General features: G+C 65.4%; 20 protein-coding genes. 6 read left to right on the top strand and 14 right to left on the bottom strand.

The window, feature by feature from the left end:
- Nucleotides 1-11 precede the first annotated feature (11 nt).
- The 3 genes from FMZ75_RS14120 to xth all read right to left on the bottom strand — a co-directional run bounded on the left by FMZ75_RS14120 (nucleotide 12) and on the right by xth (nucleotide 2,273).
- Entirely contained in the window at nucleotides 12-722 is a 711-nt protein-coding gene (locus FMZ75_RS14120) for a bifunctional 2-polyprenyl-6-hydroxyphenol methylase/3-demethylubiquinol 3-O-methyltransferase UbiG (protein ID WP_166143660.1), read from the bottom strand.
- Nucleotides 704-1,171, bottom strand: a complete 468-nt coding sequence (locus FMZ75_RS14125; RefSeq protein ID WP_142861427.1) for a DNA polymerase III subunit chi — start codon at nucleotides 1,169-1,171, stop codon at nucleotides 704-706. Before FMZ75_RS14125 ends, FMZ75_RS14120 begins: the two co-directional genes overlap by 19 nt.
- A 325-nt stretch (nucleotides 1,172-1,496) precedes the next feature.
- Complete coding sequence (xth, locus tag FMZ75_RS14130) at nucleotides 1,497-2,273, bottom strand: exodeoxyribonuclease III (protein WP_166143662.1); 777 nt, start codon at nucleotides 2,271-2,273, stop codon at nucleotides 1,497-1,499.
- Nucleotides 2,274-2,395: 122 nt separating this feature from the next.
- On the opposite strand from xth, the gene FMZ75_RS14135 reads away from it, so the two are divergent.
- Nucleotides 2,396-3,013 carry an HAD family phosphatase gene (locus tag FMZ75_RS14135; RefSeq protein WP_166143664.1) on the top strand — a complete coding sequence of 206 codons (618 nt, stop codon included), beginning with the start codon at nucleotides 2,396-2,398 and terminating at the stop codon, nucleotides 3,011-3,013.
- 9 nt (nucleotides 3,014-3,022) lie between these two features.
- Here the strand turns inward: FMZ75_RS14135 and pyrF are convergent, their stop codons facing one another.
- From pyrF to dnaK, 4 genes are all read right to left on the bottom strand, one after another.
- On the bottom strand, nucleotides 3,023-3,739 hold the full coding sequence (gene pyrF / locus FMZ75_RS14140; RefSeq protein WP_166143666.1) for an orotidine-5'-phosphate decarboxylase: 717 nt from the start codon (nucleotides 3,737-3,739) through the stop codon (nucleotides 3,023-3,025).
- A 1-nt stretch (nucleotide 3,740) separates the two neighbouring features.
- The gene (locus tag FMZ75_RS14145) at nucleotides 3,741-4,346 is read right to left on the bottom strand and encodes a class I SAM-dependent methyltransferase (protein WP_142861423.1); all 606 of its coding nucleotides are present in this window, start codon (nucleotides 4,344-4,346) and stop codon (nucleotides 3,741-3,743) included.
- Nucleotides 4,347-4,422: 76 nt separating this feature from the next.
- A complete protein-coding gene (gene dnaJ / locus FMZ75_RS14150) occupies nucleotides 4,423-5,541 on the bottom strand; it encodes a molecular chaperone DnaJ (protein ID WP_166143668.1) in 1,119 nt (372 codons plus the stop codon).
- Between the two features lie 402 nt (nucleotides 5,542-5,943).
- Nucleotides 5,944-7,845 (bottom strand): molecular chaperone DnaK, encoded by a 1,902-nt coding sequence (gene dnaK, locus FMZ75_RS14155; RefSeq protein WP_142861421.1) that lies wholly within the window; start codon nucleotides 7,843-7,845, stop codon nucleotides 5,944-5,946.
- A gap of 372 nt (nucleotides 7,846-8,217) precedes the next feature.
- On the opposite strand from dnaK, the gene FMZ75_RS14160 reads away from it, so the two are divergent.
- The 3 genes from FMZ75_RS14160 (at nucleotide 8,218) to FMZ75_RS14170 (ending at nucleotide 13,191) form a co-directional block, all read left to right on the top strand.
- A complete protein-coding gene (locus tag FMZ75_RS14160; protein ID WP_166143670.1) occupies nucleotides 8,218-8,808 on the top strand; it encodes a phosphatase PAP2 family protein in 591 nt (196 codons plus the stop codon).
- A 162-nt stretch (nucleotides 8,809-8,970) separates the two neighbouring features.
- Nucleotides 8,971-10,059, top strand: coding sequence for an efflux RND transporter periplasmic adaptor subunit (locus FMZ75_RS14165; protein ID WP_166143672.1), 1,089 nt, complete (start codon nucleotides 8,971-8,973; stop codon nucleotides 10,057-10,059).
- A gap of 12 nt (nucleotides 10,060-10,071) precedes the next feature.
- Nucleotides 10,072-13,191, top strand: coding sequence for an efflux RND transporter permease subunit (locus tag FMZ75_RS14170; RefSeq protein WP_166143674.1), 3,120 nt, complete (start codon nucleotides 10,072-10,074; stop codon nucleotides 13,189-13,191).
- Nucleotides 13,192-13,308: 117 nt separating this feature from the next.
- On the opposite strand, the gene FMZ75_RS14175 is transcribed toward FMZ75_RS14170, so the two are convergent.
- From FMZ75_RS14175 to FMZ75_RS14200, 6 genes are all read right to left on the bottom strand, one after another.
- Nucleotides 13,309-15,138 carry a tetratricopeptide repeat protein gene (locus tag FMZ75_RS14175; RefSeq protein WP_166143676.1) on the bottom strand — a complete coding sequence of 610 codons (1,830 nt, stop codon included), beginning with the start codon at nucleotides 15,136-15,138 and terminating at the stop codon, nucleotides 13,309-13,311.
- 161 nt (nucleotides 15,139-15,299) lie between these two features.
- On the bottom strand, nucleotides 15,300-16,499 hold the full coding sequence (gene sucC, locus FMZ75_RS14180) for an ADP-forming succinate--CoA ligase subunit beta (protein WP_142861416.1): 1,200 nt from the start codon (nucleotides 16,497-16,499) through the stop codon (nucleotides 15,300-15,302).
- A gap of 77 nt (nucleotides 16,500-16,576) precedes the next feature.
- Nucleotides 16,577-17,539 carry a malate dehydrogenase gene (mdh, locus tag FMZ75_RS14185; RefSeq protein ID WP_166143678.1) on the bottom strand — a complete coding sequence of 321 codons (963 nt, stop codon included), beginning with the start codon at nucleotides 17,537-17,539 and terminating at the stop codon, nucleotides 16,577-16,579.
- A 145-nt stretch (nucleotides 17,540-17,684) separates the two neighbouring features.
- On the bottom strand, nucleotides 17,685-18,122 hold the full coding sequence (locus FMZ75_RS14190) for an EVE domain-containing protein (protein WP_108916614.1): 438 nt from the start codon (nucleotides 18,120-18,122) through the stop codon (nucleotides 17,685-17,687).
- The gene (locus FMZ75_RS14195; protein WP_108916615.1) at nucleotides 18,122-18,409 is read right to left on the bottom strand and encodes a YciI family protein; all 288 of its coding nucleotides are present in this window, start codon (nucleotides 18,407-18,409) and stop codon (nucleotides 18,122-18,124) included. The genes FMZ75_RS14190 and FMZ75_RS14195 overlap by 1 nt, the downstream gene beginning before the upstream one ends.
- Nucleotides 18,410-18,577: 168 nt before the next feature.
- Nucleotides 18,578-19,018 carry a hypothetical protein gene (locus FMZ75_RS14200; protein ID WP_166143680.1) on the bottom strand — a complete coding sequence of 147 codons (441 nt, stop codon included), beginning with the start codon at nucleotides 19,016-19,018 and terminating at the stop codon, nucleotides 18,578-18,580.
- A 357-nt stretch (nucleotides 19,019-19,375) separates the two neighbouring features.
- Here FMZ75_RS14200 and FMZ75_RS14205 point away from each other — a divergent pair, with 357 nt between their 5' ends.
- Together FMZ75_RS14205 and tsf are read left to right on the top strand one after the other, a co-directional pair.
- The gene (locus tag FMZ75_RS14205) at nucleotides 19,376-20,434 is read left to right on the top strand and encodes a 30S ribosomal protein S2 (RefSeq protein ID WP_108916616.1); all 1,059 of its coding nucleotides are present in this window, start codon (nucleotides 19,376-19,378) and stop codon (nucleotides 20,432-20,434) included.
- A gap of 189 nt (nucleotides 20,435-20,623) precedes the next feature.
- Nucleotides 20,624-21,547, top strand: a complete 924-nt coding sequence (gene tsf / locus FMZ75_RS14210; RefSeq protein ID WP_166143682.1) for a translation elongation factor Ts — start codon at nucleotides 20,624-20,626, stop codon at nucleotides 21,545-21,547.
- 180 nt (nucleotides 21,548-21,727) lie between these two features.
- Here the strand turns inward: tsf and FMZ75_RS14215 are convergent, their stop codons facing one another.
- Nucleotides 21,728-22,354 (bottom strand): outer membrane protein, encoded by a 627-nt coding sequence (locus FMZ75_RS14215; RefSeq protein ID WP_166143684.1) that lies wholly within the window; start codon nucleotides 22,352-22,354, stop codon nucleotides 21,728-21,730.
- Between the last annotated feature and the right edge of the window lie 45 nt (nucleotides 22,355-22,399).

Below are 22,399 nucleotides of genomic sequence, written 5' to 3' on the forward strand. Positions count from 1 at the left end.
CTCCCGTCCCGTCAGCCGTCCCGGCGGAAGGCCGCGCGCCAATGGCGGACCATGGCGTTCGTCGCGGAAATATCCTCGAGCGTCTCGCAACGCAAGCCGCCCACGGCGAGCGCTTCCATGCGGCTCGGCGGCAGCGGCCAGGGCGGGCCGCCCACCTCCTGGCCCTCGTCGCGGGCGCGGGCGATGACCAGCAGCAATCCGCCCGGCGCGACGAGGCCGGCGAGCGCCTCCGCCGCTCTATCCAGCAGCGTGTCGGGCAGGGCTTGCAGCGTGTAGCACTCATGGACGAGATCGAAGCCGCCGCGCCATTCCTCCGGCGCGGCGAAGAGATCGGCGGCGCGATAATCGACGTCGCTCTGCGGAAAGCGGCGCTTCGCCCAGGCGACGGCGTCCCCGACGAGGTCGAAGGCGGTCACATTCGCGCCGGCGGCGGCGAGCGCCTCGGCGTTGTCGCCGAGCCCGCAGCCGACATCGAGCGCGCGCAGACCGTCGAGGCGTCGGGTCGCGAGCCAGTCGGCGAGCAGCGGATGCGGCGCGAGATGCGCCCATGGCACGCCGGCGGCGTCGCCCTCGGCGAGGCGATAGACGGCCTCGAACCAATCCTTGCGCTGCGGATCGGCCTCGACGCCGCCGGGCCTCTTATGTGGGTCGATCTCGTCGAGACGGGCGCGCGCGGCGGCGCGGCGCGCGAAAAACTCTTCGGTCACGCCTGCTTCTCCCATTTGCCTTCCTCGCTCTGGCGCCAGTAGGAGAGCGTGTGGCCTTCCGTCTTCAGCTGCCGCCATTGCGCGCGCGCGGCCTGCACCGCCGCTTCGTCATTGCCGTCGAACATGAGTATTGCGCGCGCTTCCGGCGCGCTCGCAGAGTCGGCGAGCACGGGGGAGAGCTCCGCATTTTCGACGAAGAAGCGGACATGGGCGCGATTGGGATTGTCCGCGCCGATGGTGAGGAAGATCGGCTGCGTCTCGGGATCATCGTCCTTGGCCGAGCCATGCGGCAGAAAACTCTCCCCCGCATAGGACCAGAGCAGATCGTCGAGCGCCTCCAGCCGCCGCGCGCTGGTCGCCTGCACCACGACGCGCCAGTCGCGCGCCAGCGACAGCTCGAGCAGCTTGGGCAGAGCGCTCTCCAGCGGGAGGCGCTGGAGATGGTAGAACCAGACATCGGTCATGGCGTGAGCTTCCATGCTTCGCGCGTCGAGGGGCTATGGGATTTCACACGTCGCGAAACACAATGGCCGTCATGGCCGGGCTCGTCCCGGCCATCCACGCCAAGCAGCTGCAAAACCCAAGGAAAGCGCCCGCGATCCACGGATTCATTCCACGGCCGGCGTCGTCGGAGGGGCAACGTTCCGCTGAGCATTTTAGACGCCTCGGCCTCCTGGCGTGGGTGGCCGGGACAAGCCCGGCCATGACGCCGCGGGTGCGAGCAGGATGGCGCATTCGACGGCGCTCGAGGGGGAAGCTCCGCTGCTGGGGTCCTCGTGACGACGTCCATCATTCCAGCTCGCATCTTATCGGCACATGGTCGGAGGGCTTTGCGCCGGCGCGCAGCTCCTTGTCTATGGTCACGCTCTGCAGGCGGTCGGCGGCCTGCGGCGAGAGCAGAAGATGGTCGATGCGAATGCCATTGTTTTTCTGCCAGGCGCCGGCCTGATAGTCCCAGAATGTGTAGAGGCCGGTGGCGTCGGTGGAGGCGCGCAGCGCCTCCGTATAGCCGAGGTTCAGCAGCTCCTGGAATTTGGCGCGCGTCTGCGGCAGGAACAGCGCGTCGCCGGCCCAGGCTTTGGGGTCATGGACGTCGCCGGCCGCGGGAATGACATTATAGTCGCCGGCCAGAACCACGGGCTCCTCCAGCGCCAGAAGGCTCGCCGCATGGGCGATGAGGCAGTCCATGAAGGCGAGCTTATAGGTGTATTTTTCCGTGTCCGGCGGATTGCCATTGGGCAGATAGATGCTGGCGACGCGCAGCGCGCCATGATCGGTGGAGACGACGGCTTCTATGTAGCGGGCCTGCGGATCATGCTCGAATTTCGGCAGGCCGCGCACAACCTCTATCGGCGTCTTGGACAGAATGGCGACGCCGTTGAAGGTCTTTTGCCCATGCGTCTCGACATTATAGCCGAGATCCTCGATCTCGGCGCGCGGGAAGGCTTTGTCCTCGCATTTGATCTCTTGCAGGCACAGCACGTCCGGCGCGACCTCGCGCAGATAGGCGGTGAGCGGCTCCAGCCGCTGGCGGACGGAATTGACGTTCCAAGTGGCGATGCGCAAGGCGGGCTCCCGGTCATGGACCGGACCTCGTCATAGCGCGCGCGCCGATGGAATGAAACGTTCCGCTCCAATTGTCGTCACAGGTCGGGGCTATATGCTCGCCTCGAGCCCGGAGTCCCCGCATGTTCGTGAAATCCCACGTCACCACCGTCGTCTTCGATGTCGGCAATGTGCTGGTCGATTGGAATCCCCGCTACCTCTATCGCAAGCTCTTCGACGATTCGCAGGCGATGGAGCGATTCCTCGGCGAGGTCTGCACCTCGGATTGGAATCTGGAATTGGATCGCGGCCGCCCCTTTGCCGAGGCGGTGGCCGAGCGCATCGCGCTCTATCCCGATCTCGCCGATCTCATTCGCGCCTATGACGCGCGCTGGGACGAGATGATCGCCGGGCCGATCGCCGGCACGGTGGCGCTGCTGGAACGGCTCGCCGCGCGCGGGACGCCGCTCTATGCGCTCACCAATTTCTCGGATGAGAAATATGTGGAGACATTCCCGCGCTTCGATTTTTTCCAGCGCTTCGCGGGCGTCGTCGTCTCGGGGCGGGTGGGGCTGCTGAAGCCCGACGCCGCCATTTATCGGCTGCTGCTCGAGAGCTATGGGCTCGATCCGGCGGCCTGCATTTTCATCGATGATTCGGCGGCCAATGTGGAGGGCGCCCGCGCTGTCGGCATGCATGCGACGCGCTTCGAGAGCCCAGAGCAGGTCGAGCGGGATTTGCGGGAGCTGGCGCTGCTGTGAAGGGCGCGCTCAGCCGCCGATAGCGGCGGAAATTTCCGCGACGATTCGTTCGGCGGCGGCGCGCGGGTCGGGCGCCTGCGTCACCGGGCGGCCGACGACGAGATGGTCCGCCCCGGCGGCGATGGCCTCGCCCGGCGTCATCACGCGCTTCTGATCGCCGAGAGCGGCGCCGGCGGGGCGCACGCCCGGCGTCACCAGCGCCATTCGCTGCCCGACCAGAGCGCGTATCGGCGCCACTTCCTGCGGCGACAGGATCAGCCCGTCGATTCCCGCATCCTTCGCCTGAATAGCGCGGCGTGACACCAGCTCGGCGACGCCGACGGAATAGCCGGCCTCGGCGAGATCGGAATCGTCATAGGAGGTCATCACCGTGACGGCGAGCAGCCGCAGGCCGCGGTCGCTCGCGCCCAGGCGGGCGGCGCGCATCGTCTGCGGAAAGCCGTGAATGGTGAGGAAATCCGCGCCGAGCCGGGCGATCTGCCGCGTCGCGCGCTCCACCGTCTGGCCGATGTCGTGCAGCTTCAGATCGACGAAGACTTTTTTGCCGCCGGCCTTCAGCTCCTCGACCAGCGGCAGGCCGCCGCCATAGGCGAGCTCCATGCCGATCTTGTAGAAGGAGACCGAATCGCCGAGCCGCGCGACGAGCGCGCGCGCCGTCTCCACGCTATCGACGTCCAGCGCGACGATGAGGCGATCTCGCGCCGGGATCGTTGCGCCGCCCGTCATCTCAGCCGGCCTTGCGGCCGTAGCGCCACACGCGCGCCGGCGGAATATTCGCCCAGACCTGCGAGCCCACGGCCGTGAAGGCGGAGCCGTTCGGATGGCGTTTCAGCGGCATGGGCGAGAACAGGCCATAGGTGAACTGGATGATGATGCCGCCCGGCGCCATCATCTCGAAGCCCTGATCGAGCAGGCGCAGCCGGTCCGATTCGGGCTGGTTGAGCAGCGGCAGGCTCGAGACGATCGTGGAGATCGGCCCTTCGACCTTGCCGGCGAGCGTCTGCTTCAGCGAATAGGCGTCGCCCTGCACCACTTCGACGCCCGGAAAGCGCTGGCGCAGGAGATCGCAGAACGCCGTCTCATATTCGACCAGCAGCAGGCGCGAGGCGGGGACCCCATGCTCGAGCAGCGCCTGCGTGACCGGGCCGGTGCCCGGTCCGAGCTCGACGATCGGCCCCTCGCGGGAGAGATCGACATAGCTCGCCATGGCGCGGGCGAGCATAGGCCCCGAGGGCGAGACGGCCCCGACGCCGCGAGGATTTTCCATCCAGGACCGCAGAAAGCGCGCATTATCGGCGAGAGCGGATTTCAGTGGCTCGATATTCAGTGACACGCTGAGACAGCCCCTCGATCGTTCCAAACGCGCGCGACCATGTATGAGGTCGCACGCCCGGTCAATGGCGTCCGCCTCATTTGCCGAACAGCTCTTTCATCTTGGCGAAGAAGCCGGTGGCCTCGGGATGCGTCTGGTGGGACGATTCCTCCTCGAACTCGGTGAGCAGCTCGCGTTGGCGCTTGGTGAGATTTTGCGGCGTCTCGACGCTGATCTGCACATAGAGATCGCCCGATTCGCGCCCCCGCAGCAGCGGCATCCCCTTGGCTTTCACCTTGATCTGCTTGCCTGTTTGGGCGCCTTCGGGGATTTTGATCTCGGTCTCGCCGCCGTCGATCGTATGCACGGTGATCTTGCCGCCGAGCGCCGCGCGCACCATGGAGATCGGCACGCGGCAATAGAGATCGGCGCCGTCGCGCTGGAAGAAGGTATGCGGCTTCACCGACAGGAAAATATAGAGATCGCCGGATGGGCCGCCGCGCAGCCCGGCCTCGCCCTCGCCGGCGAGGCGGATGCGCGTGCCGTCCTCGACGCCGGGCGGCACATTGACGGAGAGCGTGCGCTCTATGGTGGCGCGGCCGGTTCCCGAGCAGACGCTGCAGGGATTGTCGATCACCTCGCCGCGGCCCTGGCAGGTGGGGCAGGTGCGCTCTATGGCGAAAAAGCCCTGCTGCGCCCGCACGCGGCCATGGCCGGCGCAGGTCGGGCAGGTCTTGGGCTTGGAGCCCTTTTTGGCGCCGGTCCCGTCGCAAGCCTCGCAGGAGACGGAGGTCGGCAGCTTCAAAGTCGCGGCCTTGCCGTGGAAGGCCTCCTCCAGCGTGATCTCCATATTGTAGCGCAGGTCCGAGCCGCGCTCGCGAGCGGAGCCGCGGCCGCCGCCGCGCCGCCCCATCACCTCGCCGAAGAGATCGTCGAAAATATCGGCCATGGAGGCGGCGAAGCCGTCGCCGCCGCCGAAGCCGCCGCCCTGCTCGAAAGCCGCATGGCCGAAACGGTCATAGGCGGCGCGCTTCTGCGTGTCGGAGAGGCATTGATAGGCCTCGTTGACCTCCTTGAAGCGCGCCTCGGCCTCGGAGTCGCCGGGGTTGCGGTCGGGATGATATTGCATCGCGGCCTTGCGAAAGGCGATCTTGAGCTCGACGTCGGTCGAGGTTTTGGCGACGCCGAGAATTTCGTAGAAGTCGCGTTTGGACATGGGGTCGGTCGATAGGAGTTGAGGAAGGCGTCCTGCAGGCGGGAGGCGCCGAGGATCGCAGCCGATATAGGAACTCGGAAAATTTGTTACCACGGTTTGACGGACGCGCCAAAGTCGTGTTTCCGGACCCGCTGGGGTCTTTCACGCCTCGGCGAAATTGCGCCTCCAACCTGTTCGTCAGCATCTGACTGTCAGCGCGAAAAGCGTGGCAGGCCGTGAGGCGACGTCGCCAAGCTCGCTCCCGCCTGTCTTTTTCCCGCTCGTAGGTGCCGGGTCGGGCACCGCGAATTTTGTGCGTCGCGAATGTTGGCGGAGGAATGCGCCCTCGCTGACGCGAAGGCGCCGCCGTCTCCCGAGGAGCGGGAGACGGCGGCGCCTTTTCTTCCGGCGAACCGGTCTACTTCACTTCTTCTTCTCGTCGCCGCCGACTTCCTTGAAATCCGCGTCGATGACATCGTCCTGCGCATGGGTTTCGCCCGCCGGGGCGGCGCCTTCGGACTGCTGGGCCTTGTACATCGCCTCGCCGAGCTTCATCGAAGCCTGGGTCAGCTCATTGGTCTTGGCCTTGATCGCCTCGGCGTCCTCGCCTTCGAGCGCGGTCTTCAGCGCTGCAATGGCGGCCTCGATCGCGCTCTTGTCGGCGGCGGACACCTTGTCGCCGAACTCGGCCAGCGATTTCTCGGCCGAATGCACGGCCGCCTCGCCATGGTTCTTGGTGTCGACGAGCTCGCGACGCGCCTTGTCCTCGGTCGCGTGCGCCTCGGCGTCCTTGACCATCTTGTCGATGTCGGCGTCCGACAGGCCGCCAGAGGCCTGGATGCGGATCTGCTGCTCCTTATTGGTGGCCTTGTCCTTCGCCGTCACATTGACGATGCCATTGGCGTCGATGTCGAAGGTCACCTCGATCTGCGGCATTCCGCGCGGCGCCGGCGGAATGCCGACGAGGTCGAACTGGCCGAGCAGCTTATTGTCCTGCGCCATCTCGCGCTCGCCCTGGAAGACGCGAATGGTGACGGCGGTCTGATTGTCTTCGGCCGTCGAGAACACCTGGCTCTTCTTGGTGGGGATCGTCGTGTTGCGGTCGATGAGACGCGTGAACACGCCGCCCAGCGTCTCGATGCCGAGCGACAGAGGCGTCACATCGAGCAGCAGAACGTCCTTCACATCGCCCTGCAGAACGCCGGCCTGCACCGCGGCGCCGATGGCGACGACCTCGTCCGGATTGACGCCCTTGTGCGGCTCCTTGCCGAAGAACTGCTTCACCACCTCCTGCACTTTCGGCATACGGGTCATGCCGCCGACGAGCACCACTTCGCCGATCTCGGCCGCCGAGAGGCCGGCGTCCTTGAGCGCCTTGCGGCAGGGCTCGATCGTGCGCTGGATGAGGTCGTCGACCAGCGCCTCGAATTTGGCGCGCGTCAGCTTCAGGGTCAGATGCTTCGGGCCGGAGGAGTCGGCAGTGATATAGGGCAGGTTGATCTCGGTCTGCGTCGCCGAGGAGAGCTCGATTTTCGCCTTTTCGGAAGCTTCCTTCAGGCGCTGCAGGGCGAGCTTGTCCTTGGTCAGGTCGATGCCCTGCTCCTTTTTGAACTCGCCCGCGAGATATTCGACGAGGCGGCTGTCGAAGTCCTCGCCGCCCAGGAAGGTGTCGCCATTGGTGGACTTCACCTCGAACACGCCGTCGCCGATCTCGAGGATGGAGACGTCGAAAGTGCCGCCGCCGAGGTCATAGACCGCGATCGTGCCGGAGCCCTTCTTGTCGAGGCCATAGGCGAGCGCCGCCGCCGTCGGCTCGTTGATGATGCGCAGCACCTCGAGGCCGGCGATTTTGCCGGCGTCCTTGGTGGCCTGGCGCTGAGCGTCGTTGAAGTAAGCGGGAACGGTGATGACCGCCTGAGTGACGGTCTGGCCGAGATAGGCCTCGGCCGTCTCCTTCATCTTCTGCAGGATGAAGGCGGAAATCTGCGAGGGCGAATATTGCTTGCCGTCCGACTGCACCCAGGCGTCGCCATTGGGGGCCTTGACGATCTTATAGGGGACGAGGCCGATGTCCTTCTTGGTCATCGGGTCCTCGAAGGAGCGGCCGATGAGGCGCTTGATCGCGAAGAAGGTACGCTCGGGATTGGTCACCGCCTGACGCTTGGCGGGCTGGCCGACGAGACGCTCTCCGTCCTCTGTGAAAGCGACGATGGACGGCGTGGTGCGCGCGCCTTCCGCGTTCTCGATGACCTTGGGGCTCGACCCTTCCATGACGGCCACGCAGGAATTGGTCGTGCCGAGGTCGATGCCGATGATTTTAGCCATATCGCCGTTCCTTTCGTTCATTCGAAATCGGGTCCCGAAGCGGCCCGTATGTCGCCGATCCCTCGGCGGCTCGCATTTTCAGCCCGCCGCGCATCGGCTGTTCACCGTCCCTTCAGATTGTAATCGGCCTGCATCGGCGCAAGTGCCCTCTGAATAGAGAGTGCGCTCTGCATATAGAGTGCGGCGGGCATATAGAATGAAGCCTCCGGCGCCGGCAAGCTCCGTCGCAGCCGCGGCTTCTCTCGCATTGCGAGCGGCTTTATCGCTCCCGTCCGCTTTCGCTTATTCTGCGGCGAGTGATTCGCGAAGCGAAGGTCGGCCGCGGCCGAGCTCGCGTCCATTTTCGAACTTTGGTTGCGAACGGACCGAGGCGTGCTTCTCCAATCGATCGAACCCATCGTCCCGATCGTCGTCGTCTTCGGAGACGCCGGCTTCGTCCTGCCGGCGAGCGTCGGCCTCGCCGCGGCGCTATGGGCCGCCGGCGATCGCCGCGCGGCCGTCGCGTTCCTCGCGGCCATCATGGTCTGCGGCGTCATGGCGACCTTCGCCAAAATCCTCTCCATGGCCTTTGGCCCGCCGGCGCTTCACAGCCCGAGCGGCCACGCCGCGCTGGCGGCGGCCTTCTTCCTGCCGCTCTCCGCAATTTTCATGCGCGTTCGCGAAAAATGGGCCGGAATTTTCGCCGCTCTCCTCTGCGTGGCCGTGGCGGCGCTCGTCGCCATCGGCCGGGTGGCGCAGGGCGCGCATACGGAACCGGAGGCTTTCGCCGGATTTTTCATAGGCTTGGCGTCTTTCGGCTTGTTCTTCGGCCTCGTCCCCGCGCGGATCTCGATCGGCGCTCCGGCTCTGATCGTCTTCTTTGCCGCGGCCGTCGCCATCCACGCTCATATGGGGCTCACGATAGAGGTGGAGGGGCCGCTCGAGCGCATAGCGACACGGCTCGTCCAGATGCTGGCGCTCTAGCGTCGCGTCGCCTCGCCTCGACGGCGGCTCCGGCTGTTTCGCTTGCGCTTTCGCGCGGGGCCGCCAAGGGGCGCGGGCGACGCCCGGCAATATTTGATTTCCGACACGAAGCGTGCGATTCGACGCGTAAGGACAGGCGTTTTTTGGCGGAGACTCGCCGCAATGAAGAATAGTCGATCGTTGTTGCGGTCTGCGTCGGCGTTATGCGTTCTCCTCTTCCTGTCGGCTTGTGACAATTCCGCCCGCAAGGCCGAGGAGCCGGCGCGGGTCGTGCTCGTCGCGCCGGTTCATTACGCGCCGCGCACGCCGACACGCCAATTCGTCGCCGCCATCCGTCCTCGCGTCGAGACCGACCAATCCTTCCGCGTCGCCGGCAAGGTGGTGCGCCGCCTCGTCGAGAATGGGCAATCCGTCAAGGCCGGCGATCTTCTGGCCGTGCTGGACGAGGCCGATCTGCGCCTGCAGAAGGAGCAGGCCGAGGCGGAGCTTTCCGCCGCGCGCATGGCGCTGGAGCAGGCCGCCGCCGACGAGCGCCGCGCGCAGACCTTGCGCAAGGACGGCTGGACCGCGCAGGCCGCGCTCGATCGCCAGAAAGCCCAGGCCGAGGAGGCGCGCGGCCGCCAGCAGCGTGCGCTGCGGGCCGTCGAGCTCGCCAAGAATGCGCTGGATTACGCCTCGCTGCGCGCCGATTCGGACGGCGTGGCGACAGCGACCTTCATCGAGCCGGGGCAGGTGGTCGCGGCGGGGCAGGCGGCGGTGCGCGTCGCTCGCGCTGGCGCGCTCGAGGCCGTCGTCGCTCTGCCGGAGGCATTCGCCTCCGTCGCCGGAGCGGGGGAGGCGAGCCTCTTTCTCTGGTCCGATCCGGCCAAGATCTATCGCGCCAGCCTGCGCGAGCTCGGCGCCTCCGCCGACGCCGCCACCCGCACTTTCTCCGCGCGCTATTCGATCGTCGGCGCCGATGAGAAGGTCGGGCTCGGCATGAGCGCGACGCTGACGCTCGCCGGCAAGGATCAGGGCGTCGCCGCGGCGCTCCCGCTCGCCGCTCTGTTCGATCAGGGTTCCGGCCCCAGCGTCTGGAAGGTGGAGGAGGGCGGCAAGCTCGCGCTCGTCCCCGTCTCCGTGCTTCGCTACGAGGCCAAGACGGCGCTGATCTCCTCCGGCGTCGCCGAGGGGGATCGGATCGTGGTGCTCGGCGCCCATAAGCTCGACCCGGGCCAGCGCGTGCGTCCGGTCGACGCCGAGACTCTGTGAGGCGCTGGGCGAATGGGCTTCAATCTCTCGCTCTGGGCGGTCAAGCGTCAGACGCTCACTCTGGCGCTGATTCTGGCCGTGGCCATCGCCGGGGTCTTCTCCTATTTCCGCCTCGGCCGCGCCGAGGACCCGTCCTTCACCATCAAGGTCGCCAATCTCACCGCGATTTGGCCGGGCGTCACCGCGCTCGAGATGCGCGATCAGGTCGCCGACCTCCTGGAGAAGAAGCTGCAGGAGCTTCCCTATCTCGAGAAGATCGAGACCTATGTGAAGCCGAGCTTCCTCGCCATGCAGGTGACGTTCAAGGACACGACGCCGCCCGCGCAGGTGCCGAGCCTCTTCTATCAATTACGCAAGAAGCTCCACGACATTCAGCCGGAGCTGCCGCAGGGCGTGATCGGCCCCGACGTCAATGACGAGTTCGGCGACGTCGACGCCGTGCTCTACGCGGTTCATGGCGAGGGCGCCGATTATCGCCAGCTCGATCGTGTGGTGGAGATGTTCCGCCAGCGCCTGCTGGAGACGCCGGACATTGTGAAGGTGAATGTCTATGGCGAGCAGGACCGCAAGATCTTCGTCGAGTTCAGCCAGGCCAAGCTCGCCAATCTCGGCGTCACGCCGCAATCGCTGTTCGAATCGCTGGCCAAACAGAATGCGGTGAACGCCGCCGGCGTGTTCGAGACGCCGGCCAATCGCGTCGCCTTGCGCGTCACCGGCGCGCTGAAGGGCGCGGACGCCATCGCCGCGACGCCGGTGGAGGCTGGCGGCCATGTGTTTCGCCTCGGCGACGTCGCCGATGTCGTTCCCGGCTATGAGGACCCGCCCAATTTCATCGCGCGCTACAAGGGCGAGCCGACCATCGTCGTCGGCGCGGTGATGGCGCGCGGCGGCAATGTCCTCACTTTGGGCGAGAATCTCGAGGCCACAATGGCCGAGATTCGCGCCGAGACGCCGGTCGGCATAGAAATCACGCAGATCGCCGATCAGCCGACCGTCGTCTCCCATGCGGTCGGCGAGTTCACGCGCTCCTTCGTCGAGGCGCTGGTCATCGTCCTTTTCGTGAGCTTCGTCTCGCTCGGCTTTCGCACCGGAATCATCGTCGCTCTGTCGGCGCCGCTGGTGCTCGCCGTCGTCTTCGTGTTCATGAACGCCTTTGGCGTCGATCTTCAGCGCATCTCGCTCGGCGCGCTCATCATCGCGCTCGGCCTGCTCGTCGATGACGCCATCATCGCCGTCGAGATGATGACGGTGAAGATGGAGCAGGGCGAAGATCGCATCAGCGCCGCCACCTTCGCCTGGACGTCCACGGCCTTTCCCATGCTCACCGGCACTCTGGTGACGGTGGCGGGCTTTATGCCGGTCGGCTTCGCCGCTTCCTCGACCGGCGAATATACGGGCTCGCTGTTCTTCGTGCTGGCCGTGGCGCTCGTCGCCTCCTGGTTCGTCGCTGTGCTGTTCACGCCCTATCTCGGGGTGAAGCTGCTGCCCGATTTCTCGCGCCAAGCCCATCACGATCCCGACGCGATCTATTCCACGCCCTTCTATCTCGGCCTGCGCCGTCTCATCACCTGGGCGGTCGACAATCGCCTGCTCGTCGTCTGCGCCACGGGCGGGATTTTCATCGCCGCCGTCCTCGGCTTCGGCCATGTGCAGAAGCAGTTCTTCCCCATTTCCGAGCGGCCGGAGCTGTTCTTCCAGCTGCGCATGCCGGAGGGCTCGTCCATATTCGCGACGGCCGCGGCGGTGGACGAGGCCGAGAAGCTGCTGAAGGGCGATGAGGACGCTGTCCATTACACGAGCTATATCGGCCGCGGCCCGCCACGCTTCTGGCTCGGCCTCAGCCCGGCGCTGCCCAATGAGGCCTATGCGGAGATCGTCATCGTCGCCAAGGATCTCGAGGCGCGCGAGCGGCTGAAGGCCCGCCTGTCCAAGGCGCTGGAGGATGGCGCCGTCTCGCAGGCCCGCGCCCGCGTCGATCGCTTCAACTTCGGCCCGCCGGTCGGCTTTCCGGTGCAGTTTCGCGTCATCGGCCGCGATCCGGCGGAGGTGCGCGCCATCGCCTATCGCGTGCGCGACGTGATGCGCGAGGACAAGGCCGTCGTCGAGCCGCATCTGCAATGGAACGAGCAGACGCCGGCGGTGCGGCTCGTCATCGATCAAGACCGCGCGCGCGTCATGGGCCTCACGCCGCAAGACGTGGCGAATCGGCTGCAGATGATGGTCTCCGGCGTGACGATCACCAGCCTGCGCGACGGCATAGACCGCGTCGATGTGGTCGCCCGCGCCACGCCCGGCGAGCGCGGCGATCTCGGGCGGCTCGACGACATTGTGATCTTGACGCGCGCCGGCGCGCCCGTGCCCGTCTCACAGATCGCCAAGATCGTCTATGAGCATGAGGAGCCGATCATCTGGCGGCGCAATCGCAACATGCTCGTCACCGCGCGCGCCGATGTGAAGGACGGCGTGCAGGCGCCGGACGTCACCAATCGCATTTGGCCGCGCCTCGCCGAGATTCGCGAGCATCTGCCGGCGGGCTATCGGCTCGAGATCGGCGGCGCCATCGAGGAGTCCGCCAAGGCCAATTCCTCCATCGCCGCCGTGGCGCCGGTCATGATTCTCGTCATGCTGGTGATCGTGATGTTCCAGCTGCAGGATTTCACGCGGCTCGGCCTCGTGATGATGAGCGCGCCGCTCGGCCTCATCGGCTCCTCGCTGGCGCTCAATCTCGCGAGCGCGCCTTTCGGCTTCGTCGCTCTGCTCGGCCTCATCGCGCTCTCCGGCATGGACATGCGCAACTCGATCATATTGGTCGATCAGGTGCGACAGGATCTCGAGAAGGGCGTCAATTATCGCGAGGCCATCATCGGCGCCACGGTGCGCCGCGCCCGGCCGGTGGCGCTCACCGCGATGGCCGCCATTCTCGGCATGATTCCGCTGACGCGCTCGCTGTTCTGGGGGCCGATGGCGCTCACCATAATGGGCGGCCTCTTCGTCGCGACCTTTCTGACGGTGCTGTTCCTGCCGGCGCTCTATGCGATGTGGTTCCGCCGCAAGCTGGGCGACGTGCTGGTCGAGACGCCGCCCGTGTCGTCGCAGGGCTTCGGCGCGCTCGCGGAGAGGGCGGCCGAATGAGCGGGCGGGCGCAGCCCGCGCCCAATTCGCTGTAAGAGAAGGGGTAGCGGTTTCCTTCTTCTCCCCGCTCGCGGGGAGAAGAAAGGCGATGGCGCGGCGAAGCGACAGAGGCTTCGATCAGCCGCCGTTCTTCTTCTTGCTCTGATCGCTGGCGATGGGCGAGGCGTCGGAGAGGCCCTTGTCGATCTTCTCCAGGATCTTCGGCAGATCATCGGGATCAGGATTCATGTCGCGCGCGTGATTCCATTGGAAGCGCGCCTCGAGCTTGCGATTGACGCGCCAATAGGCGTCGCCGAGATGGTCGTTGATGACCGGATCGGAGGGCTTGAGATCGACCGCCTTCTCGAGCTCGCGCACCGCCTCGTCATAGCGGCCGAGCCGGTAATAGGCCCAGCCGAGACTGTCGACGACATAGCCGTCGCGGGCGCGCAGATCGACGGCGCGGCGCAGCATTTTGAACGCCTCGTCGAGATTGACGCCCTGGTCCACCCAGGAATAGCCGAGATAGTTCAGCACCAGGGGCTGGTCGGGATAGAGCTCCAGCGCCTTTTTGAGATCGGACTCGGCGGTCGGCCAGTTCTTGCGGCGCTCATTGGCGATGCCGCGATAATAATAGAGCAGCCACTGGCTCTTGTCGGTCTGCGGCTGCAGGTCCAACACTTTGGTGTAGGTCGTGACCGAATCGGCGAACAGCTTGCGCGAGCGCTGAATATTGCCGAGCGCGGTCAGCGCTTCCTGATCCTTCGGATTTTCGGCGATGACGGATTGGAGATGGTCGGTCGCCTCTTTGGTCTTGCCGAGCGTCTCCAGCAGCAGCGCCGCCTGCACATCGGCGTTGACGCGCAGAGGGCTGTCCTTGGGCACGCTGTCGTAGAGATCGATAGCGATCTCTTCCTGCTTCATGCGCTCGTAAATATCGGCGAGGGTGATCGTCGCCAGCGCATTATTCGGCGCGAGGAAGAGCGAGAGGCGCAGATAGATCAGCGAGGCGAGCTCGTCGCCCTGGCGTCCGCCGATCGCGCCGAGGCCATAGAGCACCTCCGCCGCGCCGGCGTCGGCGTCGCGCACGAAGGGGATGAGCGGCTTGCCCGTGTCTATGTCGGCGATCGCCGCGGTGACGATCGGATGGCGCGGGGCGAGATCGTCGAAGGAACGATAGACGCGGCGCGCCTCCTCGCGGCTGCCGCGGGAGACGAGGAAACGCCCATAGGCGTCGACGAGGCGCAAAGTATTGCGCTCGGACCCATAGGCGGATTTGAAGCGCTTGGTCGCTTCGGCCTTGTCGCCATTCTTGGCGGCGTCGGCGATCAGCGCCGCATGATAGTCGCGGAAGACGGCGAAAGCGTCTTCCTTGAGCTTGTCGGCCGTGGCCAGCGCCTGCTTGGTCTCACCGGCGCCGGCATAGGCCCAGGCGGTGAGCAGGGTGGAGGTCACGTCATGCTTGCGATCGAGCCCGCCCTTGGCGAGCACGGCGCGGGCCTTGGCGAATTTCTTGGTCTTGATCGCTTCGACGCCCAGCGTCAGATTGGCGAGGCCGTTGTTCTTGTCGAAGGTCGCGACGCGGGCGGCGAGGGCGAAGGCCTCCTGCATATTGCCATTGGCGAGAGCGGCGACGAAGGCGCGTTCGGTCAGCTCGCGGTTGCGCGGATCGCTGCGCAGCGCCTCGCGAAAAAACGTCGAGGCGGCGAGCGTGTCGCGCTCCGCGCCGGCGACGATGGCGGCGAGATAATTGCCGGACGCGCTCTCGCCGACCTCGAAGGGCGTGGCGACGGAGAGGCTCGATTCGCGGGCGTGAGCCGAGCCCTTGCCGACGAAAAAGCTCGTGCCGACGAAATCATCGACCCCGAGCGAAAGCGCGCAGAAGGCCGCGGCGGCATAGGCCGCGCGGGTCGAGAAAGAGCGAACGCGGCGCCGCCTCGGCGCATCGGACGAGAAAATTCTGTTCACGTGCTGTTTCCCGCATTCGGCCGCAGCGGCGCGGCGCCGGCGCGCCCCGAAAGAGGCCGCCGAGCGCCACCATCATGTGGGAAGATGGCTGTTTTGAGCCGCCCCCGCAAGTGCGAAATATCCCAACGGGGGCGGGCCGCTTTTGCCGCAAAAGCGTCGCGTCAGCTCCGTCCGCGCACGGCGGCGACGATTTTCTGCGCCGCGTCGTCGAGGTCGTCGGCGGGAATCACATCGAGGCCCGAGCTCGAGATAATCTCTTTGCCGAGATCGACATTGGTGCCCTCGAGCCGCACCACCAGCGGCACGGCGAGGCCGACGTCCCTCACCGCGGCGATGACGCCCTCGGCGATGACGTCGCAGCGCATGATGCCGCCGAAGATGTTGACGAGAATGCCCTTCACCTTGGGATCGGCGGTGATGATCTTGAAGGCGGCCGTCACCTTCTCCTTGGTGGCGCCGCCGCCGACGTCGAGGAAGTTGGCGGGGTTCTCGCCATAGAGCTTGATGATGTCCATCGTCGCCATCGCGAGGCCGGCGCCGTTCACCATGCAGCCGATGGTGCCGTCGAGCGCGATATAGGCGAGCTCATATTTGGAGGCCTCGATCTCCTTCTCGTCCTCCTCGGTCTTGTCGCGCAGCGCGACCACGTCGGGATGACGATAGAGCGCGTTGTCGTCGAAGGAGATCTTCGCGTCGAGGCAGCGCAGGCGGCCGTCCTTGGTGACGATCAGCGGATTGATCTCGAGCAGCTCCATATCCTTGGCGACAAAGGCCGAGAACAGGCGCTCGGTGAGCGAGACCGCCTCCTTCACCAGCGGGCCGGTGAGGCCGAGCGCATCGGCGACGCGGCGGCCGTGATGCGGCAGAACGCCGGTCGCCGGATCGACGGAGAAGGTCACGATCTTCTCGGGCGTCGCATGGGCGACGGCCTCGATATCTGTGCCGCCCTCGGTGGAGACGACGAAGGAGACGCGCGAGGTGGCGCGATCGATTAGCAGCGAGAGGTAGAATTCTTTGTCGATATCGGCGCCGTCCTCGATATAGAGGCGGTTGACCTGCTTGCCGGCCTCGCCGGTCTGCACCGTGACCAGCGTCGAGCCCAGCATCTCTTTGGCGAAGGTCTCGACCTCGTCGAGCGAGCGGGCGAGGCGCACGCCGCCCTTCTCGCCGGCCGAAGCCTCCTTGAACTTGCCCTTGCCGCGGCCGCCGGCGTGTATTTGCGCCTTCACCACATAGACAGGGCCGGGCAGGCCGCTCGCGGCCTGGCGCGCCTCGTCGGCGGCGAGCGCCGGAGCGCCTTCGGCGACCGGGGCGCCGAACTCACGCAGGATGGCCTTGGCCTGATATTCGTGGATGTTCATTTCTCACCGATCCTGATTGCGACCTTACGTCGCGACAACGCGCCCCTCGCCGGGGGCGGAAACGGGGCTCAGCGCGCTCAGGCGAAGGCAGGGTCGAGCGCCTTGCTGGCGGCGATCAGCGTCTTAACCGAGCCGACGGATTTGTCGAACATCTGCCGCTCGGCGGCGTCGAGCGCGATCTCGACGACGCGCTCCACGCCATTGGCGCCGATCACCACCGGCACGCCGACATAGAGCCCGCTGACGCCATATTGGCCGTCGAGATAGGCGGCGCAGGGCAGCACGCGGCGCTTGTCCTTCAGATAGCTCTCCGCCATGGCGATGGCCGCGGAGGCCGGCGCATAATAGGCGGAGCCGGTCTTCAGCAGGCCGACGATCTCGCCTCCGCCCTTGCGCGTGCGGTCGACGATGGCGTCGATCTTCGCCTGAGTCGTCCAGCCCATGGCGACGAGATCGGGCAGCGGAATTCCGGCCACGGTCGAATAGCGCACGGAGGGAACCATATCGTCGCCATGGCCGCCGAGCACGAAGGCGCTCACATCCTCCACCGAGACGTTCAACTCCTCGGCCAAAAAGAATCGGAAGCGCGCCGAATCGAGCACGCCCGCCATGCCGACGACCTTGTTGGTCGGCATGCCGCTCGCCTTCTGCAGCGCCCAGACCATGACGTCGAGCGGATTGGTGATGCAGATGACGAAAGCGCCCGGCGCATAGGCCTTGATGCCGGCGCCGACCTTGGAGACGACGCCGAGATTGATGGTGAGCAGATCGTCGCGGCTCATGCCCGGCTGGCGTGGCACGCCCGCCGTCACGATGACGACATCGGCGCCGGCGATGGCGGAATAATCGCTCGCGCCCTCGATACGCGCGTCGAATCCCTCGATGGGCGAGGATTGCGAGAGATCGAGCGCCTTGCCCTGAGGCACGCCGCTCGCGATGTCGAAGAGCACGACGTCGCCGAGCTCTTTGAGGCCGATGAGATGAGCGAGCGTGCCGCCGATATGGCCGGCGCCGATCAGGGCGATTTTCTTGCGCGCCATCTTTTCTCCTGTGGGCGTGCCTGGAAATGTACTGCTACCGCGCTTTTTCGTGTCTGAAAAGTCGCGATTCGCCTCGAATGTGGCTTCGCACGAAAATTGAGCAAGAACGTGAGCCTGCGCTGCGCGGCTGTGAAAATAGGCTGTCCTAGAGCGCGTCCACGCCGGCGGGCGAGAGGCCGCCGAGCGCGAGGATGAGCTCCCACTCCGCTTCGGAGACGGGTTGCACCGAAAGACGAGAATTATTGACCAGCACCATTTCGGAAAGGCGCGGGTCGGCCTTGATCTGCGCCAGCGTCACCGGCCTCGCGAGCGGCGCCACGGCCTTTATGTCCACCATGCCGAATTTGCCGCTCTCATCCGTATGGTCGGGATAATAAGTCTTGATGACCTCCACCACGCCGACGACGGCCTTGTCCTCGTTGGAATGGTAGAAGAAGCCGCGCTCGCCGATCTGCATCGCCATTAGCTGCTTCTTGGCGAGATGGTTGCGCACGCCGTTCCAGAAGGTGCCCTTCGCGCCGGCTTCGACCTGCTGGTCCCAGGACCAGGTCTTGGGCTCGCTCTTGAACAGCCAATGCGCCATCAGAGCTCCGCTCCCACCACGCGCTTCCATGGCTTGACCTCGACGCTCGCGAACAGCCCCGCCTTCGCGTAAGGATCCTCGGCGAGCAGAGCCTGCGCCGCGGCGACATCCGCCGCCTCGACGATCAGCAGTGAGCCGACGGGCTTCTCGGCCGAATCGAGAAACGGCCCGCCGAGCTTCACCTGCGCCGCATTGGCGGCGAGAAAGGCGAGATGCGCCTCGCGGGTGGCGAGCCGAAGCTCGACATGGTTCGGCTTGTCCAGGCAGAGGGCGGCGTAGAGCGGCAAAGCGGCCTCGTGAAAAGGGGGAAGCGACGGCGGGGCGGTGATTAGCAGATCATGGGAGCGTGGTCGATAGATTCCAAGCGCGCGACTCGTTCTCCGGCGAGCCGGGAGCGAGAGTTGTCGGGCGTAGCGAGGCAATGCGCGGATTGGAAAATTCAGCAGAATCTGCTGCTACTCGCTAATTCGAGCTGTTACAATGGAGATAAGTCGATCAACTACGTCGCTGGCAATAATGGAAATGTCAGGAATAGAGGCTCGTCGGTTGTCAGGATACCTCGCATAATGACTAGAGTGAAGCTCCGCTAAGATATCGATGCCTTCTGCAACGTGTTGATCGGCGGGAAGGCCATGCTGAAGGGCGATGGCATACCATCCTTTCAAGTCATGATTTGGCGCTCTCGCATTCGGCATTCCGTTGGCAACGGCGTGATCGCAAAATGCTTTTAGTACGAGTTCGGTTGCATGAAGCAAGAGCGCATACGTTGGCCAATTTACGTCATTGCTCCTGTATGCAGGCAGTCCTAATGCGGCTTCGCGAAACATTCGCGCCAAATGCATATACTGTTGTGGTTTTGAGCCGGCTGCCGGCGGGGAGAAAATCGGTGGCTTCATGAGTTGATGCGCCTGAATTCAAGAAATTCGTGCCTTTAAAATTACCGCTCTTCCGAAGCTTTCGAAAGATCTGAGTTTGGCTGGAATCACAGGCCCGCAATGGCTGGAACCTTTCACGCCTCTGACCCTCTGGAGTTTGCCCTCACGCTTCGGGACGCGCCCTGCAGGCGCTTGCAGCATGAGGGCGAGGGCGCCGGCCGTTTCATGAAGTTCGCTTGCCCCTGCCGCCGTTCTCGCCTATAAGCCGCGCCATCCCACAGGCGAAAGTCTTACGGTTCCTGCTACAAGGCGCCGTTCCGGTGGCCGGTTCTCCGGCTTCTCCATGCTTTCGCCGAGGCTAGAACCGGAGAAAATACAATGGCGATTCCTGATTTCACGATGCGCGGCCTGCTCGAGTCGGGCGCTCATTTCGGCCACCAGTCGCATCGCTGGAACCCGAAGATGGCTCCCTATATCTTCGGCGCCCGCAACAATATCCACATCATCGATCTCGCCCAGACGGTGCCGCTGCTGCATCAGGCGCTGAAGGTCGTATCCGACACTGTGGCCAAGGGCGGCCGCGTGCTCTTCGTCGGCACCAAGCGCCAGGCGCAGGATCAGATCGCCGACGCCGCCAAGCGCAGCGCGCAATATTTCATCAACTCCCGTTGGCTGGGCGGCACGCTCACCAATTGGAAGACCATCTCCGGCTCCATCCAGCGCCTGCGCAAGCTCGACGAGCAGCTCGGCGCCGGCGCCGCGGGCGTCACCAAGAAAGAGCGTCTGCTGCTCACCCGCGAGCGCGACAAGCTCGAGAAGGCGCTGGGCGGCATCAAGGACATGGGCGGCACGCCCGATCTGATCTTCGTGATCGACACCAATAAGGAGCAGCTGGCGATCAAGGAGGCCAACCGCCTCAAGATCCCGGTGGTGGCGATCCTCGACACCAATTGCGATCCGGACGGCATCACCTTCCCGATCCCCGGCAACGACGACGCCGGCCGCGCCATCGCGCTCTATTGCGATCTCGTCGCCCGCGCGGCGATCGACGGCATCTCGCGCAGCCAGGGCCTGTCGGGCGTCGACATCGGCGCGATGGAGCAGCCGACGGCGGAGCCGGCGCTCGGCCGCGTCCATACGGATCTTCGCTCGGCCGACGAGGTCGTCGCCGATGCGGCCTCCGCCGAGGTCGAGATCGCGCTCGAGCCCTTCGAGCTGCTGGCCGCGCCGCGCGGCGCTCCGGACGATCTCGCCAAGCTGCATGGCGTCGGCCCGCAGCTGGTCAAGAAGCTCAACGATGGCGGCATCTTCCATTATTGGCAGATCGCGGCCATGGCGCCGGCCGATGTCGAGAAGCTCGATCAGGATCTCAAGCTCAATGGGCGCATCGCCCGCGACGGCTGGGTCGATCAGGCGCGCTCGCTGGCCTCGGCCTGATTTCGCGCCAGAGCGCTTTCCGATCGAACGGAATCGTTCGATCGATCAGAATTCGCTCCCAAATAGAGAAATGAGAGCGTCATCCGATCCGATTGGATCGGATGACGCTCTAGCGTCACATTCCCGACAGATTATCGCGCCGGCTCCGATAGGGGCCGGCGTCAGCTCTAGCTAGAGGTGTCTAACCCCATGGCCCAGATCACCGCCGCTCTCGTCAAGGAACTGCGCGAGAGCACGGGCGCCGGCATGATGGATTGCAAGGCCGCCCTCAATGAGACCAATGGCGATATCGAGGCGGCCGTCGACTGGCTGCGCAAGAAGGGCCTCTCCAAGGCCGCCAAAAAGTCCGGCCGCGTGGCCGCCGAGGGTCTCGTCGCCGCGATCGTCGAGGACGGCGTCGGCGTCGTCGTCGAGGTCAATTCCGAGACCGATTTCGTCGCCCGCAATGACGACTTCCAGAAGCTCGTCGGCAATATTGCGAAAGTCGCGCTGGAGACCGGCGCCGCCAATGCCGAGGATCTCGCCGGCAAGGCCTATCCGGGCGGCGGCACGGTCGCCGACGCCATCACCAGCGGCATCGCCACCATCGGCGAGAATCTGACGCTGCGCCGCGTCGCGCCGCTGAAGGTGGAGGGCGCGGTCAATCGCTACGTCCATACGCAGATCGTCGACGGTCTCGGCAAGATCGCGGTGATCGTGGCGCTCGAGTCGAAGGGCGACAAGGAAGTCCTGTCGACCCTCGCGCGTCAGATCGCCATGCATGTCGCCTCGGCCAATCCGCTGGCGCTCGACGCTTCCGGCCTCGATCCGGCGACGGTGGAGCGCGAGAAGGCGCTGCTCGCCGAGAAGAACGCCGGCAAGCCGGCCAATGTGCTGGAGAAGATCATCGATTCGGGCCTCAAGACCTATTACAAGGAAGTCTTGCTGCTCGATCAGGTCTCCAACCATCCCGATCACGCCGGCAAGACCATCACCCAGACGCTCAAGGAGCATGAGGGCAAGGCCGGCGCGCCGATCGCGCTCAAAGGCTTCGTCCGCTATGCGCTCGGCGAGGGCATAGAGAAAGAGACCAGCGATTTCGCCGCGGAAGTGGCGGCGGCCGCCAAGGGCTGATCGCTTTTCGAGAATTCCCCGGCCGCCGCGGCGGCCGGGAGCCGGTCTCCGGCGCAATTGATCTTCCAAAGAAAAAGGCGAAGCGGACCAATGGTCGCTTCGCCTTTTTTGTTTTTGCGCCTGCCGTCCGCCGCCTGTCGTCCGCATGGCCCCTGAGAGAGGCGCCATGCGGCGTTCCGGCTAGAACAGATTGAAGTGATAGTTGATGCCGGCGCGAACCGTGTGGAACTTGGCGCGCTGCGGGCCGAAGGCGAAGCCGTCATTATTGGTGAGGTCGGTGTAGAGATACTCGACCTTGGCCGACCAGTTCGGCAGGAAGGCGTATTCGAGACCGCCGCCGGCGGTCCAGCCCGTGCGGGTGTCGCTGCCGAAGGGCGTGTTCAGCTCGCCATAGGCGAAGCCGCCCGTGCCATAGACGAAGAGCTTCGACTCGAGCAGAGCGAAGCCGGCGCGGCCGCGCACCGTGCCGAACCAGGGCAGGCTGGAGTTGCCGAAGCCATTGTTGGAGCGCAGGCTCGTGCCCTGGAAATCGGTCTCGAGGCCGACGACGAAGAGCGGCGAGATCTGGTAGTTATAGCCGATCTGGCCGCCGCCCACGACGCCGCTGACGTCGCCGCCGAAGCTGTTGTCCGCCTTGAAGCCGCCGCCCACATTGAGGCCGACATAGGCCCCCGTCCAGGAGAAGACCGGCGGCGGCGGCGCGAACACCGGCGCATCCTTGCGATAGGGCAGATCCGCCGCCTGAGCGGCGCCGGCCGTGAGCACGGCGGCGACCGCGAGAGCGGAAAGGCTGTTCTTGATATGCATGAGACCCTCCGAGGAACATGAAAGTAGCGCTTTAGTCGCCGCCCT

The organism is Methylosinus sp. RM1 (assembly GCF_011378635.1).
GTDB classification, from domain to species: Bacteria; Pseudomonadota; Alphaproteobacteria; order Rhizobiales; family Beijerinckiaceae; genus Methylosinus; species Methylosinus sporium.

Bases quoted from the DNA above. Each gene is read 5' to 3' on its own strand.
- FMZ75_RS14125 (WP_142861427.1), bottom strand. From the start codon at position 1,171: ATGACCGATGTCTGGTTCTACCATCTCCAGCGCCTCCCGCTGGAGAGC.
- FMZ75_RS14165 (WP_166143672.1), top strand. From the start codon at position 8,971: ATGAAGAATAGTCGATCGTTGTTGCGGTCTGCGTCGGCGTTATGCGTT.
- tsf (WP_166143682.1), top strand. From the start codon at position 20,624: ATGGCCCAGATCACCGCCGCTCTCGTCAAGGAACTGCGCGAGAGCACG.
- FMZ75_RS14120 (WP_166143660.1), bottom strand. From the start codon at position 722: ATGGGAGAAGCAGGCGTGACCGAAGAGTTTTTCGCGCGCCGCGCCGCC.
- FMZ75_RS14135 (WP_166143664.1), top strand. From the start codon at position 2,396: ATGTTCGTGAAATCCCACGTCACCACCGTCGTCTTCGATGTCGGCAAT.
- FMZ75_RS14205 (WP_108916616.1), top strand. From the start codon at position 19,376: ATGGCGATTCCTGATTTCACGATGCGCGGCCTGCTCGAGTCGGGCGCT.
- mdh (WP_166143678.1), bottom strand. From the start codon at position 17,539: ATGGCGCGCAAGAAAATCGCCCTGATCGGCGCCGGCCATATCGGCGGC.
- FMZ75_RS14200 (WP_166143680.1), bottom strand. From the start codon at position 19,018: ATGAAGCCACCGATTTTCTCCCCGCCGGCAGCCGGCTCAAAACCACAA.
- FMZ75_RS14215 (WP_166143684.1), bottom strand. From the start codon at position 22,354: ATGCATATCAAGAACAGCCTTTCCGCTCTCGCGGTCGCCGCCGTGCTC.
- dnaJ (WP_166143668.1), bottom strand. From the start codon at position 5,541: ATGTCCAAACGCGACTTCTACGAAATTCTCGGCGTCGCCAAAACCTCG.
- FMZ75_RS14170 (WP_166143674.1), top strand. From the start codon at position 10,072: ATGGGCTTCAATCTCTCGCTCTGGGCGGTCAAGCGTCAGACGCTCACT.
- pyrF (WP_166143666.1), bottom strand. From the start codon at position 3,739: ATGACGGGCGGCGCAACGATCCCGGCGCGAGATCGCCTCATCGTCGCG.
- FMZ75_RS14190 (WP_108916614.1), bottom strand. From the start codon at position 18,122: ATGGCGCATTGGCTGTTCAAGAGCGAGCCCAAGACCTGGTCCTGGGAC.
- dnaK (WP_142861421.1), bottom strand. From the start codon at position 7,845: ATGGCTAAAATCATCGGCATCGACCTCGGCACGACCAATTCCTGCGTG.
- sucC (WP_142861416.1), bottom strand. From the start codon at position 16,499: ATGAACATCCACGAATATCAGGCCAAGGCCATCCTGCGTGAGTTCGGC.